Source organism: Streptomyces sp. A2-16 (assembly GCF_018128905.1).
In the GTDB taxonomy this organism is placed as follows: domain Bacteria; phylum Actinomycetota; class Actinomycetes; order Streptomycetales; family Streptomycetaceae; genus Streptomyces.
Genome location: NZ_CP063808.1, coordinates 1,197,510 through 1,212,359 on the forward strand (window position 1 = coordinate 1,197,510; position 14,850 = coordinate 1,212,359).

Below are 14,850 nucleotides of genomic sequence, written 5' to 3' on the forward strand. Positions count from 1 at the left end.
ACGGGGGGCGCGAGATGAACACGCTGCACAGCACCAGCACTAGCGCAGTGATCACGCGTCTCCACGACGTGAACGGGGGCCGGGGTTCAGACAAGTCCGGTGCCGTGAGCGGGCGGGGGTGCGCTCGCGGCACCGGGCGTCAGCACACCGCGTACATGTCGGTGGTTGACACCTTCACGGGGGAATCGCACGGGGGATCGTCGTACAGGGAGGACACGGGGGAGCGTCGTTCGCTGTCGGAGGCGGAGTTCACCGCCTACGTCCAGGAGCGCCGCGCCTCCCTGTACGCCACCGCCTACCACCTGACCGGTGACCGCTTCGAGGCCGAGGACCTGCTGCAGAGCGCGCTGTTCTCGACGTACAAGGCGTGGGACCGGATCAGTGACAAGGCCGCGGTCGGGGGCTACCTCCGCCGCACCATGACGAACCTGCACATCAGCGCGTGGCGCCGCCGCAAGCTGAACGAATACCCGACCGAGGAGCTGCCGGAGACGCCCGGCGACACGGACGCGATGCGCGGCACGGAGCTGCGCGCGGTCCTGTGGCAGGCGCTCGCCCGGCTGCCCGAACTCCAGCGCACGATGCTGGTCCTCAGGTACTACGAGGGCCGCACCGACCCGGAGATCGCGGAGATCCTCGACATCAGTGTCGGCACGGTGAAGTCCAGCATCTGGCGGTCCCTGCGCCGCCTGCGCGAGGACGAGGTCCTCAGCTTCGGCCGTGACGAGGAGAACGCCTTCGGGGAGCTCGTCGCCTGAGGGTGGGGGGACAGCAAGGAACGGGGGACCAGGGGTACCGGCTGGGGGGCCGGTACCCGTGGGGGGATCAACGGGGATCACGGGGGAAGCACGAGAGCGGGACCGGAGGGCCGGGGGGTCCGTCCGGTCCCGCTTTCGTGTGCGCGGTCAGCCGACCTTCATGAGCTTCGCCCCGGCCGGGGTGTCACCGACGGCGATGGCCTCGGCGGGCTCCCGCCCCTGGACCGCGTACGCCCCGGTCGTGCCCTCGGGGACGGCGACCCCGGGGTCGCTCGGGGTGTCGTCGCACTCCGGGATCTCGGCGGTGCCCAATCGCTCGCCCACGGTGAAGCCGACCTCCGGGGCCGGTAGGTACTCGCGGTTCTCGTAGAGCACCGAGCCCGCGCACGAGGACGCGGCGTCGCCGTCCGACGTGCAGCCGGCGACGGCCGCGAGCAGCGCGACCGCGAGGAACCGCAGGGCAGTTGTCATCGGCTTCCTTTCCGGGGACCGTTTTCCGGTCCTACGACGGAGAAGGCGCCGAAGTCGTTCGACCGGGCCGCTCAGACCGCCGGAGTCGCCGCCGGCCGGGGCCCCGCCGCCGAGGCGAGACGGACCAGAGCCTCGTCCTTGTCGCAGCGGTGGGCGCCCAGCGCGGTCTGGCGGGCGATGATCGAGCGCTCCAGACGCATCAGCCGCCAGCCGCGGCGCAGCAGGAACGGTACCGACTTGCGGCCCTCGCGCAGATCCCGCAGGAACCGGCGGCGGAAGGTGCGCACCGGCCCCCGGCTCAGGCACAGCGCGTCGGCCAGCACCCCGAGCTCCCGGCAGCGGGTGACGATCTCGGCGGCGAAGATGCCCTCCGCGATGAACAGCGGGGTCCCGTCCATCTCGACGGCCTCCTCGCCGGTGCGGGCGCTCAGCGAGATGTCGTACACGGGGATCTTCGTACGGCCCGTGCGGCACAGCTCCACGATCGCCGTCACCGCGGTGTCCGCGTCCCACGACGCGGGGTGGTCCCAGTCGATGTCGGAGCTCCCCGCCACCAGCGGCAGCGTCGGGTCGTCGGCCTCCTTGTAGAAGTCGTCGAGCCTGAGGACCGGAAGACCGGAACGGGCCGAGAGGAGGGACTTGCCGGAGCCGGAGGGGCCGCAGAGCAGCACGACTCGCGTCGGTATGGGCGGTTGGGAACTCACGGGACACCAGTGTGGGGCATTCACCTGCTGTTCATCGACCCCGCGGGTTGGCTTTGAAGCGTGCGTCACACCTCAACTACCCTTCGTGTCGACACGATTACCCAGTGCACGGAAAAGGTGGCAGAAACGATGGCCCGACACACGCACCCGACCGCCCAGCGCACCCTCACCGCCCTCGCGACCGCGGGTGTCGCCCTCGGCGCAGGCGCCGGGGTGGCCGCCGCGGACACCGAGCCGGTGGTCGACGTGATGCGCACCCGGCCCACCTCGCTCGGCTCCGTCAACCCCCAGGCCGGGCTCCAGTCCCTCACCGGCACCGTCGGCTATGTCACCGGCCCGGTCGCCGGCCTCAAGCCCAACCCGCTCGCGGGCACGGGCGTGGACCCGCTGGACAACGGAGTGGGGACCCAGCTGGCGGATTTCCAGCCGCTGACCTCGCAGGCGCTGACCGGGCCGGTCGCGCAGGCGCAGTCGATCGGGAGCATGCCGGTGGTGGGGCAGGTCGCGGGGCTGCTGAACAACTGACCCCGGTGCGCAGGCCGCTTCGGCACAGAGCCGCGCCTTCCCCGGACGGAGGGGAGGCGCGGCTCCGTGGTGCCGGGACCCGGTGTCAGTACGAGGAGCCGGACGCCCCCAGCGACCCCGTCGGGTGCCAGACCGTCTTCGTCTCCAGGAACGCCGTCATGCGGTCGATGCCGGGTGTCGCCGCCCAGTCGTCCACAGGCTGTGGACGCAGGACCCGCTTCAGGTTGTCCGCCGCCGCGATCTCCAGTTCCTTCGCGAGGACCTCGTCCGCGCCCGCCAGGTCGATCGCGTTGACGTCCTGGTGGGACGCCAGCGGGGTGGCGATCTCCGCCGTACGGCCCGAGAGGACGTTGACCACGCCTCCGGGGACGTCGGAGGTGGCCAGGACCTCGCCCAGGGAGAGGGCGGGGAGCGGGGACCGCTCCGAGGCCACCACCACAGCGGTGTTGCCCGTCGCGATCACCGGGGCCACCACCGAGACCAGGCCCAGGAACGACGACTCCTGCGGGGCCAGGACCACGACCACACCCGTCGGTTCCGGCGAGGACAGGTTGAAGTACGGGCCCGCGACCGGGTTGCCGCCCCCGACCACCTGGGCGATCTTGTCGGTCCAGCCCGCGTACCAGACCCAGCGGTCGATCGTCGCCTCGACCTGCTCGGCCGCCCTCGACTTGGACAGGCCCTCGGCGTCGGCCACCTCGTGGACGAACTGCGCCCTGCGGCCCTCCAGCATCTCCGCCACGCGGTAGAGGACCTGGCCGCGGTTGTACGCCGTCGCGCCCGCCCAGCCGCCGACCGCCTTGCGCGCGGCGACGACCGCGTCACGGGCGTCCTTGCGGCTGGACTGCGGCGCGTTGGCCAGCCACTTGCCCTTCGAGTCGCTCACTTCGTACACCCGGCCGCTTTCGGAGCGGGGGAACTTGCCCCCGACGTACAGCTTGTAGGTCTTGAGGACGGACAGTCGCTGCTGCTCGGACTTCTCAGACATCGAGGTACGCCTCCAGGCCGTGGCGGCCGCCCTCGCGGCCGAAGCCCGACTCCTTGTAGCCGCCGAACGGCGAGGTCGGGTCGAACTTGTTGAACGTGTTGGACCAGACGACCCCGGCCCGGAGCTTGCCCGCCACCGCCAGGATCCGCGAACCCTTCTCGCTCCAGACGCCCGCCGACAGGCCGTACTGCGTGTTGTTCGCCTTGGCGACCGCCTCGTCGGGCGTGCGGAAGGTCAGGACCGACAGCACCGGGCCGAAGATCTCGTCCCGCGCGATGGTGTGCGCCTGGGTGACGTTCGTGAAGAGCGTCGGGGCGAACCAGTAGCCGGAGGACGGCAGTTCGCACTCCGGGGACCAGGGCTCGGCGCCCTCGGCCGTGCCCTTTTCGACGAGCGAGGTGATCCGCGAGAGCTGTTCGGCGGAGTTGATCGCGCCGATGTCGGTGTTCTTGTCGAGCGGGTCGCCGAGACGGAGGGTGGACAGGCGCCGCTTGAGGGAGTCCAGCAGCTCGTCCTGGATCGACTCCTGGACGAGAAGGCGGGAGCCCGCGCAGCACACCTGGCCCTGGTTGAAGAAGATGCCGTTGACGATCCCCTCGACGGCCTGGTCGATCGGGGCGTCGTCGAAGACGATGTTGGCGCCCTTGCCGCCCAGTTCGAGGGTGAGCTTCTTCCGCGTCCCCGCCACCGTCCGCGCGATCTCCTTGCCGACGGCCGTCGAGCCGGTGAAGGCCACCTTGTTGACGTCCGGGTGCGCGACGAGCGCGGCGCCCGTGTCGCCGTAGCCCGGAAGGATGTTGACGACACCCTTGGGCAGGCCCGCCTGGCGGCAGACGTCCGCGAAGAACAGGGCGGACAGGGGGGTCGTCTCGGCGGGCTTCAGCACCACCGTGTTGCCGGTGGCGAGCGCCGGGGCGATCTTCCACGCCAGCATCAGGAGCGGGAAGTTCCACGGGATGACCTGGCCGGCCACACCGAGGGGCTTCGGCGCGGAGCCGAACCCGGCGTGCTCCAGCTTGTCGGCCCAGCCCGCGTAGTAGAAGAAGTGCGCGGCGACCAGGGGAAGGTCGGCGTCGCGGGTCTCCTTGATGGGCTTGCCGTTGTCCAGGGTCTCCAGGACGGCGAGCTCGCGGCTGCGCTCCTGGATGATCCGGGCGATGCGGAACAGGTACTTGGCGCGCTCGGAGCCGGGCAGCGCCGACCACTTCGCGAAGGCCCTGCGGGCCGCCGCCACCGCGCGGTCCACGTCCGCCTCGCCCGCCTGGGCGATCTCGGACAGGACCTCTTCGGTCGACGGGGAGACGGTCTTGAAGACCTTGCCGTCCGCGGCCTCCACGAACTCGCCGTCGATGAACAGCCCGTAGGAGGGGGCGATGTCGACGACCGAGCGGGACTCGGGTGCGGGTGCGTAATCGAATGCCGATGCCATGGTGATCAGTCCACCGTCACGTAGTCGGGGCCGGAGTAGCGGCCGGTGGCCAGCTTCTGACGCTGCATCAGCAGGTCGTTCAGGAGCGAGGAGGCGCCGAAACGGAACCAGTGGTTGTCCAGCCAGTCCTCGCCGGCGGTCTCGTTGACCAGCACGAGAAACTTGATCGCGTCCTTCGAGGTGCGGATGCCGCCGGCCGGCTTCACACCGACCTGAATGCCGGTCTGGGCGCGGAAGTCGCGCACGGCCTCCAGCATGAGGAGGGTGTTCGCGGGGGTGGCGTTGACCGCGACCTTGCCGGTCGACGTCTTGATGAAGTCCGCGCCCGCCAGCATGCCGAGCCAGCTCGCGCGGCGGATGTTGTCGTACGTCGACAGCTCGCCGGTCTCGAAGATGACCTTGAGCCGGGCGGCCGTGCCGCAGACCTCGCGCACGGCGACGATCTCGTCGTACACCTTCATGTAGTTGCCCGCGAGGAACGCTCCGCGGTCGATGACCATGTCGACCTCGTCGGCGCCGGCGGCCACGGCGTCGCGCACGTCGGCCAGTTTCACCTCGAGGGCGGCGCGGCCGGCCGGGAACGCGGTGGCCACGGAGGCGACCTTGACGCCGGAGCCGGCGACGGCCTCCTTGGCGACGGCCACCATGTCGGGATAGACGCAGACCGCGGCCGTGGCGGGGGCCGTCCGGTCGGTCGGGTCGGGGCGGACCGCCTTGGCGCCGAGTGCCCGGACCTTGCCCGGGGTGTCCGCGCCTTCGAGCGTCGTCAGGTCGACCATCGAGATGGCGAGGTCGATGGCGTACGCCTTGGCGGTCGTCTTGATGGAACGGGTACCGAGCGAGGCGGCACGCGCCTCCAGGCCGACCGCGTCCACGCCGGGCAGCCCGTGAAGGAACCGGCGCAGCGTGCTGTCGGACGCGGTCACGTCCGTGAGCGGGTGTGCGGCTGATGCAGTGGTGGGCATGGTCACCAGACGAGCATATCTACGCGCGTAGCGGCTGTACACCCCGGTGAGACGGTTCCGATGGCACCCGCACACGGGCACCACCGCGGACGGCGCTTAGGATCGGCCTCATGACGACCGCACCCCCCGAGTCCAGGGACCGCATCTACCGCTCACCCATGGCGCTGATCGGCGGCTTCCTCCTCCTCGTCATCATCGGCTGGCTCGGCATCGACGCCGTCGTCTCCGGCACCGGAAGCACGCCCTGGCTGGCCCTCGCCGCGCTGCTCCTCGCCGTGCCGCTGGTGATCGCCTTCACCCTCCGCCCGGCCGTCTTCGCGAACCACGACCGGCTGCGCATCCGCAACCCCTTCCGCGTGATCGTGGTGCCGTGGGGCGAGGTCGAGATGTTCCGCTCCGGCTTCTCGAACGAGGTCCTCGTCAAGTCCGGCACCAAGTACCAGCTGTGGGCCATCCCGGTGTCCCTGCGCGGCCGCAAGAAGGCGGCGCGCCAGACCGCCCGGCAGGCCTCCGGGCGCGGGCCGAGCCGGGGGCTCGGACTGTTCGGCGGGGGAATGCAGACGGACGGCTTCGGCGGCCGTACGCCGGTTCCCGAGGGGCCGACCCGGGCCGAGACCGACCAGATCATGGACGACCTGGGGGAGCTGCTGGAGGCTCGAGGGAAGGCGAAGACCTCCCAGGGGGAGGTCTCGGTGCGGTGGGCCTACGAGATCGCGGGGCCCGCGGTGGCGGGAGCGGTGCTTCTCGTGATTCTGGCGGTGGTCGGGTGACGCCCGACGGGGTGGCGCGAGGGCCGTCGGGCGGACGCGGGTTCGCCGCGGCTTCTCGCGCCCACGCGGCGGAGCCGCATGCCGGTACGGTCCCGCATGCCGGTACGGCCCCGCGCCCCTGAGAACCTCACGGCGGCCCTGTCCATACGAGGGCCATGTAGGCGCCCCAGTACGCCGAGCTCAGTACCGCCGCCGTCACCGCCGCCGCGCGGTGGCGGGACGCGGCCCCGGCCAGGCGTACGGCGAGCGGGAGCAGCAGCGGGAACGCCGGGAGCAGGTAGCGGGCCCGGGGGAAGTACACACCACCGCTGGCCAGCACGATCAGCAGCGTCACGCCCGTGAACACCAGCAGGGGCAGCGGCTGGCGGTCCCTCACGGACAGGGCGAACAGGAGCACCGACGCCAGCAGCGTCACCGTCACCAGGACCAGGAACAGCTCGGGTGTCGAGTCGTACGCCAGCAGGCTCCTGAACCGCCGCAGGGTCTCCACGCCGCCGTCCAGCTCGTTCCGCCACGTCCGCTGTACGGCGAAGTAGCCGTCCCAGCGGCCCAGGCGCAGGCCCACCCAGCCCACGTAGGCGCACCAGCCCAGCGGGGCCAGGAACGCGGCCGCCAGGGCGCGGGGGCGGCGCCAGGAGAACAGGCACGTCACCGTGACCGCCGCCGCCACCGCGATGCCCGTCGGGCGGGTGAGGCCGGCCAGGACCGCCAGACAGGCCGCGGTGAGCGGACGGTCGGCGAGCAGGGCGTACAGCGCCCAGGCCGCGAGCGCCGTGAACAGGGACTCGGTGTAGCCCATCCACTGCACGAGCCCGACCGGGAAGGCGGCCCACAGAACGGTCAGCAGCACGCCGACGCGCCGGCCGTGCAGCCGGTCGCCGACCGCGAAGACCCCCCAGGCCGCGACCAGTGACGCGGCGACGGCGAGGCACAGGGCGGTGCTCGCGCGGGTTCCGGGGGTGACGGCCGCGACCGCCTTGACCAGGACCGGGTGGAGCGGGAAGAAGACCAGGTTGTTGCCGCCGTCCATGGCGCCGAGCTCACGCGCGTAACCGTGGTCGGCGATGGCCAGGTAGTACTCCGCGTCCCACTGGGTCGCCAGGATCGGCCAGACGCCGTGGTGCTGCCGGTGCGCCCACAGGGAGAGCACCACGAGGCCCAGGGCGCGTACGCCGACGTAGGCGAGCAGTGCCTGGACGAGGGCCGGGACGCGGCGGCGCGGGGCGTTCGGGGCACCGGCCGCCGTGTTCGGGGTCGGCCGGAGGGCGGTCGAGGACACGGTGACGGGCCTCCAGGACTGGCTCGGGTGCACTTCGCGTCCACCGTTGCCCGGAGGCCGGGGCGCACGGCGCAACCAAGGTCAACATCGATCCCTAAATCACCCGATGGGATGCTACGGACCAGTACATGGGTCAACGCAGAGGTCCAGTCCAGTCGGCATTCACCGGCCGCTGTCAGCCTCCGGCCATGAACGCACCCCTGAACACCCCGCGCATGGGCATCCCCGCCCGTCTCGCGGACACCCTGAGCATGCCGGAGCGGCACGAGTACCTCCGGCGGTCCCTGTCCCGGCGCGGACTCCTCGCCGCGACCGCGGTCGCCGGTGCGGCCGGGCTCGCCACGGGCGGTACGGCGCGGGCGGCGAGCCCCGACCTCGTCACCCGCCCGGCCACCGAGCACGTCGACGGCGCGCTCGTGGCACCGTTCGGCCGCCACCTCGCCTACGGCGCCGACCCGCGCACCCAGATGCGGGTCTCCTGGCAGGTGCCGCTGCCGGTGCGCAAGCCGTTCCTGCGGATCGGACTGAGCCCGCTGGACCTCGGGCACAAGGTCCCCGCCGAGGTGCGGGACCTGTTCACCCCGGCCGGCGTCGGCAAGAGCGCCGACATCGACCAGTACTACGTGCACGCGGCGCTGGACAAGCTGCGGCCCGGGACGACGTACTACTACGGCGTGGGACACGACGGCTTCGACCCGGCCCACCCGGGAGCCGCGCACACCGTCTACTCCTTCACCACCGCTCCCGACCCGCACACCCGGCGGCCGTTCGCCTTCACCGCGTTCGGCGACCAGAACCCCAGCTACACCGCCATCGGCCTCAACGCCCTCGTCCAGGCCCAGAACCCGGCCTTCCACCTGCACGCCGGGGACATCTGCTACGCCGAGGAGACCGGGCACGGACTGCCCGCCGACAGCAGCAACTACGACGCCCGGCAGTGGGACCAGTTCCTCGCCCAGATCGAACCGACGTCGAGCCGGGTGCCGTGGATGGTCGCGTTCGGCAACCACGACATGGAGGCCTGGTACTCGCCCAACGGGTACGGCGGCAACGAGGCGCGCTTCACGCTGCCGGGCAACGGGTTCGATCCGGAGAAGGCGCCGGGTGTGTACTCCTTCGTCCACGGCAACGTCGCCGTCGTCTCGGTCGACGCGAACGACGTGTCCTACGAGATCCCGGCGAACCGTGGCTACACGGACGGCAGGCAGACCGCGTGGCTCGACCGACGGCTGGGGCAGCTGCGGAAGACGCCCGGCATCGACTTCATCGTGGTCTTCCATCACCACTGCGCCTACTCCACCACCAGCTCGCACGCCTCGGAGGGCGGGGTGCGGGAGCAGTGGGTGCCGCTCTACGAGAAGCACCAGGTGGATCTCGTCGTCAACGGGCACAACCACGTGTACGAGCGCACGGACCCCGTGGTGCGGGACAAGGCCGTGCGGGAGCTGCCCATCGGCGGCACGCACGAGCCGTCCCGCGGTGGTGTCGTCTACGTGACCGCGGGCGCCGGCGGCGAGAGCGTCTACAGCTTCCCCGTCGCCGACAGCTACGAGGGGCACGAGGACGAGGTCGGTGCGGTGCCGACGTACTGCACGGGCGCGAGCGGCAAGGTCACCGAGAACGTGGACTGGTCGCGGGTGCGGTACACCGGCTACTCGTTCATCCGCGTCGACGTGAAGCCGGCGCACGTGGGGCGGACGGCCACGCTGACCGTGCGGGCGCTGGCGGCGACCGGGGCGGAGGTGGATCGGTTCACCGTGGCGCGGAAGGTGGGCTGACCGGGGTGGTGCCGGGGGTGGGCTGACCGGGGTGGTGCGGGTGGGCTGACCGGGGTGGTGCGGGGGTGGGCCGGCCGGGGTGGTGCCGGAGGTGCTGTGACGGGGGAGGGGAGGGGCGGTCCGGACGGGGGCCGCCCCTCGGCTCAGATTCCGGCTGCCGTCGAGAGGTCCTGCTTGATGGTGGTCAGGAGGGCGGTCGCCTCGGCGCGGGCCGTCGGGAGGTCCGCGTGGGTGGCCACGGGGATCACCACCTCCAGGTAGCACTTCAGCTTCGGCTCCGTGCCGCTCGGGCGGACGATGACCCGCGCGCCGGTGAGCGTGTAGCGCAAGCCGTCCGTGGGCGGCAGCCTGTCCGTGCCCCGGGTGAGGTCCTCCGCCCGGGTGACGGGCAGGCCCGCGAGTGCCGTCGGCGGGTGCTCGCGGAGCCGCTGCATCGCCCCGGCGATGACCGACAGGTCCTCCACACGCACCGAGAGCTGGTCCGTGGCGTGCAGACCGTGTGCCACGGCGAGGTCGTCGAGGAGGTCCGGGAGCGTGCGGTTCTGCTCCTTCAGCTCGGAGGCGAGCTCCGTGATGAGGAGGGCCGCGGTGATGCCGTCCTTGTCCCGTACGCCCTCGGGGTCCACGCAGTAGCCGAGGGCCTCCTCGTAGCCGTAGCGCAGACCCTCCACCCGGGCGATCCACTTGAAGCCGGTGAGGGTCTCCTCGTAGGGGAGGCCCGCCTTCTCGGCGATCCTGCCGAGGAGGGAGGAGGAGACGATCGACTCGGCGAACGTGCCCTGCGCTCCGCGGGCCACCAGGTGTGCGGCCAGGAGGGCGCCGACCTCGTCGCCCCTCAGCATGCGCCAGGCGCCGTCGTCCTTCACGGCCACCGCGCAGCGGTCCGCGTCCGGGTCGTTCGCGATGATCAGGTCCGGGTCCGTCTCCCTGGCCTTCGCGAAGGCCAGGTCCATCGCGCCGGGCTCCTCCGGGTTGGGGAAGGCCACGGTCGGGAAGTCGGGGTCGGGGTCGGCCTGTTCGGCGACGAGGTCCGGGGTGGGGAAGCCGGCCCGTTCGAACGCGGCGAGGAGGGTGTCCTTGCCGACTCCGTGCATCGCCGTGTAGACCGTGCGGGCGGTGCGGGGCGAGTTCTCCGCGAGTACGGCGTCCGTGCGGGCGAGGTAGGCGTCGAGGACGCTGTCGTCGAGGGTCTCCCAGCCGGTGTCGGGGCGGGGGACGTCGTTCAGCGACCCGATCGCGGCGATCTCCGCGGCGATCTCCGCGTCGGCGGGCGGGACGATCTGGGAGCCGTCGCCGAGGTAGACCTTGTAGCCGTTGTCGCGGGGCGGGTTGTGGCTGGCGGTGACCTCTACGCCGGCCGCCGCGCCGAGGTGCCTTATCGCGAACGCGAGGACGGGGGTGGGGAGGGGGCGGGGGAGCACCGCGGCCCTCAGGCCGGCGCCGGTGATCACGGCGGCGGTGTCCCGGGCGAAGTCCTCCGACTTGTGGCGGGCGTCGTAGCCGATGACCACGAGGCCGTTCTTGCTGCCGTGCTTCTTCAGGTACGCCGCGAGGCCGGCTGCGGCTCGGATGACGACGGCGCGGTTCATGCGCAGGGGGCCTGCGCCGAGTTCGCCGCGGAGGCCGGCGGTGCCGAACTGGAGGGTGCCGCTGAAGCGGGCGGTCAGTTCGGTGACGTCTCCGGCCTCGATGAGCTTGGTGAGCTCGTCGCGGGTGTCCGGGTCGGGGTCCTCGGCGAGCCAGGTCCTGGCCCGGGCGATGAGATCGTCTTGCACGGTTGCGTCAGCCTCTCGTTGTGTGATGCCTGCGGCGGCCTGTTTCGGTTCGGTGGGGGCGTGTGTAGCGCGTGCGGGTGCGTGGTGGGTCGGGGCCGGGGTGGGGGGTATCCGTCCTCGGTCCGGCGGTAGCTGTTGCTTCAGCAGTGCTCGGTAACGGACGCCGGCCGCTGCGGGCGGACACCCCCCACCCCGTCCCCTTCCCGCCGTACGCGTCTGCACGAGCGTCCACCGTCCCAAGCCAGGGGCGCGGGGGACTGCGCGACCAGCCACATCGCAGCTGTGGCCGCCCGACAACCGAACCCGGCACCCTGGTGGGTGCCCGGTCCAAGCCCAGCGCAGCTGCTCGCGGGGAACTGCGCGACCAGCCACATCGCAGCTGTGGCCGCCCGACAACCGAACCCGGCACCCCCTACCGCGCTCCCTCAGATCCGCTCAAGCACCTGCGCCAGCAGCGCGCCCATCCGGGTCGCGCTGTCGCGGCCGGCCTGGAGAACCTCCTCGTGGTTGAGGGGCTCGCCCGTCATTCCCGCGGCGAGGTTGGTGACGAGGGAGATGCCGAGGATCTCGGCGCCCGCCTCGCGTGCGGCGATCGCCTCGAGGACGGTCGACATGCCCACCAGGTCCGCGCCGATGACGCGGGCCATGCGGATCTCGGCCGGGGTCTCGTAGTGCGGGCCGGGGAACTGGGCGTAGACGCCCTCCTCCAGCGTGGGGTCGATCTCCTTGCACAGGGCGCGCAGGCGGGGGGAGTAGAGGTCGGTCAGGTCGACGAAGTTCGCGCCGATGATCGGGGACGTCGCCGTGAGGTTGATGTGGTCGCTGATCAGGACCGGCTGGCCGGGGCGCATGCCCTCGCGCAGGCCGCCGCAACCGTTGGTGAGGACGATCGTCTTGCAGCCGGCCGCGACCGCGGTGCGCACACCGTGGGCCACGGCGGCCACGCCACGGCCCTCGTAGTAGTGGGTGCGGCCGAGGAAGACCAGGGCACGCTTCGCGCCGATCCGGTACGAGCGGATCTTGCCGCCGTGGCCCTCCACCGCCGGCGGCGGGAAGCCGGGCAGCTCGGTGACCTGGAACTCGGCGTCGGGGGCACCGAGCGCGTCCACGGCCGGTGCCCAGCCGGAGCCCATCACGAGGGCGACGTCGTGGGTCTCGGCGCCGGTCAGTTCACGCAGGCGTGCGGCGGCGGCGTCGGCGGCGGCGTGCGGGTCGCCCTGGATGTCGTCCGGAAGAAGAGATGCGTTCACGCGGACGAGGGTAGCCGGTCCGGGCCTACGCGCGTAGATGACAGAGCTGACGGGATGGCGATCGTTGTCTTGTCGTTTCCAACCAACGGCGTGACGCGAGTGGCCTGTGTGATTCAGCAGGGGCGCTTGCGCAGTTCCATGACGTAGTCGTGGGGCGCGCCGGCCGATTCCGCCGCGTCGGCCACCTCGCCCAGGTAGCGGGCGGAGGGGAGACCGCCCTCGTAGCCGTTGAGGACGTACGTCCAGGCCTGCTCCTCGCCCTCCAGGGTGTGGACGCGGATGCGGGTGCGGCGGTAGATGTCCAGGCCCACGCCCTCCCAGCGGTCCATCGACTCGTCGTCGGCGGGGGCGATGTCGTAGAGGGCCACGAAGACCTGGGAGAGGGGGTCCTCGACGATCGTCGCCAGCGCACCCTCCCAGCCCATGTGTTCGCCGCCGAACGTCAGCCGCCACCCGTTCAGCCACCCCGTGGCGCGCATCGGCGAGTGCGGGGCGCGGCGGGTCATCAGCCGCGCGTCGAGGTTGCCGGCGTAGGCGGCGTAGAGCGACATGGGTCGAGAGTACGGCAGCCTTCCCCGGTGTCTCTCCCGTAACAGTGGCATCTCGGGGCGCCCCCCTGGCCGTGGCGCCCCCAGTCGTGCGGGACAATGGGGCATGTGACTCGGATCGTGATCATCGGTGGCGGACCCGGCGGATACGAGGCGGCCCTGGTGGCCGCCCAGCTCGGCGCGGAGGTGACCGTCGTCGACTGCGACGGTCTGGGCGGGGCGTCGGTGCTGACCGACTGCGTGCCGTCGAAGACCCTTATCGCTACGGCTGAGGTCATGACGACCTTCGACTCGTCCTACGAGGAGCTGGGGATCATCGTGGCCGATGACACCCCTCCGCTGGAGCAGGCCGCCCGGGTGGTGGGCGTGGATCTGGGCAAGGTCAACCGGCGTGTGAAGCGGCTGGCCCTTGCCCAGTCGCACGACATCACCGCCTCCGTCACGCGTGCCGGGGCCCGGGTGCTGCGCGGGCGTGGCCGTCTCGAGGGGATGCAGGCCCTCGACGGGTCGCGCAAGGTCGTCGTGCGGGCCGCCGACGGGAGCGAGGAGACGCTCGTCGCGGACGCCGTTCTCATCGCCACGGGCGGGCATCCCCGTGAGCTTCCCGACGCCCAGCCCGACGGCGAGCGCATCCTCAACTGGACCCAGGTCTACGACCTCACCGAGCTGCCCGAAGAGCTCATCGTGGTCGGTTCCGGTGTCACCGGTGCCGAGTTCGCCGGTGCCTACCAGGCGCTCGGGTCCAAGGTGACCCTCGTGTCCTCCCGGGACCGCGTGCTGCCCGGGGAGGACCCGGACGCGGCCGCCGTGCTGGAGGACGTCTTCCGCCGCCGGGGCATGAACGTCATGGCCCGCTCCCGTGCCCAGTCCGCCAAGCGGGTCGGGGACCGGGTCGAGGTCACGCTGGCCGACGGGCGGGTCATCACGGGTTCGCACTGCCTGATGGCCGTCGGCGCCATTCCCAACAGCGAGGGGATGGGGCTGGAGGAGGCCGGGGTCAAGGTGCGCGAGTCCGGGCACATCTGGACCGACAAGGTGTCCAGGACGACGGCTCCGGGCGTGTACGCCGCCGGTGACGTGACCGGGGTGTTCGCGCTGGCCTCCGTGGCCGCCATGCAGGGGCGCATCGCCATGTACCACTTCCTCGGCGACGCGGTGGCCCCGCTGAACCTGAAGACCGTCTCGTCCAACGTCTTCACCGACCCCGAGATCGCCACCGTCGGCTACTCGCAGTCGGACGTGGACGGCGGGAAGATCGACGCCCGGGTCGTCAAGCTCCCGCTGCTGCGCAACCCGCGCGCCAAGATGCAGGGCATCCGCGACGGCTTCGTCAAGATCTTCTGCCGTCCGGGCACCGGGATCGTCGTCGGCGGTGTCGTGGTCTCGCCCCGCGCCTCGGAACTGATCCATCCCATCTCGATCGCGGTCGACAACAATCTGACGGTCGAACAGATCGCGAACGCGTTCACCGTTTACCCCTCCCTTTCGGGCTCGATCGCCGAGGTGGCGCGGCAGTTGCACACGCGCAAGGAGACCGGCGGGGCCTGACGGCCGAAAGCGATTCCTGCCTGGTCACAGGGAGTTGCCGACCATTCGCGCGGCATAGGCGG

The 14,850-nt window shown here is 71.6% G+C and carries 14 protein-coding genes; 5 read left to right on the forward strand and 9 right to left on the reverse strand.

Annotated features, from left to right (window positions below; genetic code table 11):
• The first annotated feature begins 14 nt into the window (after positions 1-14).
• On the forward strand, positions 15-758 hold the full coding sequence (locus tag IOD14_RS05635; protein WP_123991315.1) for a SigE family RNA polymerase sigma factor: 744 nt from the start codon (positions 15-17) through the stop codon (positions 756-758).
• A 147-nt stretch (positions 759-905) separates the two neighbouring features.
• On the opposite strand, the gene IOD14_RS05640 is transcribed toward IOD14_RS05635, so the two are convergent.
• On the reverse strand, positions 906-1,229 hold the full coding sequence (locus IOD14_RS05640) for a DUF6281 family protein (protein WP_123991316.1): 324 nt from the start codon (positions 1,227-1,229) through the stop codon (positions 906-908).
• Positions 1,230-1,300: 71 nt separating this feature from the next.
• Positions 1,301-1,933, reverse strand: a complete 633-nt coding sequence (locus tag IOD14_RS05645; protein WP_249125843.1) for a uridine kinase — start codon at positions 1,931-1,933, stop codon at positions 1,301-1,303.
• A gap of 129 nt (positions 1,934-2,062) precedes the next feature.
• Here IOD14_RS05645 and IOD14_RS05650 point away from each other — a divergent pair, with 129 nt between their 5' ends.
• Positions 2,063-2,458 carry a hypothetical protein gene (locus IOD14_RS05650; RefSeq protein WP_123991318.1) on the forward strand — a complete coding sequence of 132 codons (396 nt, stop codon included), beginning with the start codon at positions 2,063-2,065 and terminating at the stop codon, positions 2,456-2,458.
• 85 nt (positions 2,459-2,543) lie between these two features.
• Here the strand turns inward: IOD14_RS05650 and IOD14_RS05655 are convergent, their stop codons facing one another.
• From IOD14_RS05655 to deoC, 3 genes are read right to left on the reverse strand one after another with little or no spacing between them, the layout of a single operon-like run.
• Positions 2,544-3,446: an aldehyde dehydrogenase family protein gene (locus IOD14_RS05655; RefSeq protein WP_123991319.1), complete on the reverse strand. Its 903-nt coding sequence runs from the start codon at positions 3,444-3,446 to the stop codon at positions 2,544-2,546.
• Positions 3,439-4,875, reverse strand: coding sequence for an aldehyde dehydrogenase family protein (locus IOD14_RS05660; RefSeq protein WP_123991320.1), 1,437 nt, complete (start codon positions 4,873-4,875; stop codon positions 3,439-3,441). The genes IOD14_RS05655 and IOD14_RS05660 overlap by 8 nt, the downstream gene beginning before the upstream one ends.
• A gap of 5 nt (positions 4,876-4,880) precedes the next feature.
• Complete coding sequence (gene deoC, locus IOD14_RS05665) at positions 4,881-5,840, reverse strand: deoxyribose-phosphate aldolase (protein WP_123992843.1); 960 nt, start codon at positions 5,838-5,840, stop codon at positions 4,881-4,883.
• A 110-nt stretch (positions 5,841-5,950) separates the two neighbouring features.
• On the opposite strand from deoC, the gene IOD14_RS05670 reads away from it, so the two are divergent.
• Complete coding sequence (locus IOD14_RS05670) at positions 5,951-6,610, forward strand: PH domain-containing protein (RefSeq protein ID WP_123991321.1); 660 nt, start codon at positions 5,951-5,953, stop codon at positions 6,608-6,610.
• A 127-nt stretch (positions 6,611-6,737) separates the two neighbouring features.
• Here the strand turns inward: IOD14_RS05670 and IOD14_RS05675 are convergent, their stop codons facing one another.
• Positions 6,738-7,889, reverse strand: coding sequence for a hypothetical protein (locus tag IOD14_RS05675; protein WP_212669791.1), 1,152 nt, complete (start codon positions 7,887-7,889; stop codon positions 6,738-6,740).
• 215 nt (positions 7,890-8,104) lie between these two features.
• Between IOD14_RS05675 and IOD14_RS05680 the strand changes: the two genes are divergently transcribed.
• Entirely contained in the window at positions 8,105-9,667 is a 1,563-nt protein-coding gene (locus IOD14_RS05680; RefSeq protein ID WP_174269322.1) for a metallophosphoesterase family protein, read from the forward strand.
• A gap of 143 nt (positions 9,668-9,810) precedes the next feature.
• Here the strand turns inward: IOD14_RS05680 and IOD14_RS05685 are convergent, their stop codons facing one another.
• The 3 genes from IOD14_RS05685 to IOD14_RS05695 all read right to left on the reverse strand — a co-directional run bounded on the left by IOD14_RS05685 (position 9,811) and on the right by IOD14_RS05695 (position 13,243).
• Complete coding sequence (locus tag IOD14_RS05685; protein ID WP_212669792.1) at positions 9,811-11,442, reverse strand: phospho-sugar mutase; 1,632 nt, start codon at positions 11,440-11,442, stop codon at positions 9,811-9,813.
• Between the two features lie 425 nt (positions 11,443-11,867).
• On the reverse strand, positions 11,868-12,692 hold the full coding sequence (locus tag IOD14_RS05690) for a purine-nucleoside phosphorylase (RefSeq protein ID WP_123991324.1): 825 nt from the start codon (positions 12,690-12,692) through the stop codon (positions 11,868-11,870).
• A gap of 113 nt (positions 12,693-12,805) precedes the next feature.
• Positions 12,806-13,243: a gamma-glutamylcyclotransferase gene (locus IOD14_RS05695; protein WP_123991325.1), complete on the reverse strand. Its 438-nt coding sequence runs from the start codon at positions 13,241-13,243 to the stop codon at positions 12,806-12,808.
• A 96-nt stretch (positions 13,244-13,339) separates the two neighbouring features.
• On the opposite strand from IOD14_RS05695, the gene IOD14_RS05700 reads away from it, so the two are divergent.
• Positions 13,340-14,788: an NAD(P)H-quinone dehydrogenase gene (locus IOD14_RS05700; RefSeq protein ID WP_123991326.1), complete on the forward strand. Its 1,449-nt coding sequence runs from the start codon at positions 13,340-13,342 to the stop codon at positions 14,786-14,788.
• Positions 14,789-14,850: the final 62 nt, after the last annotated feature.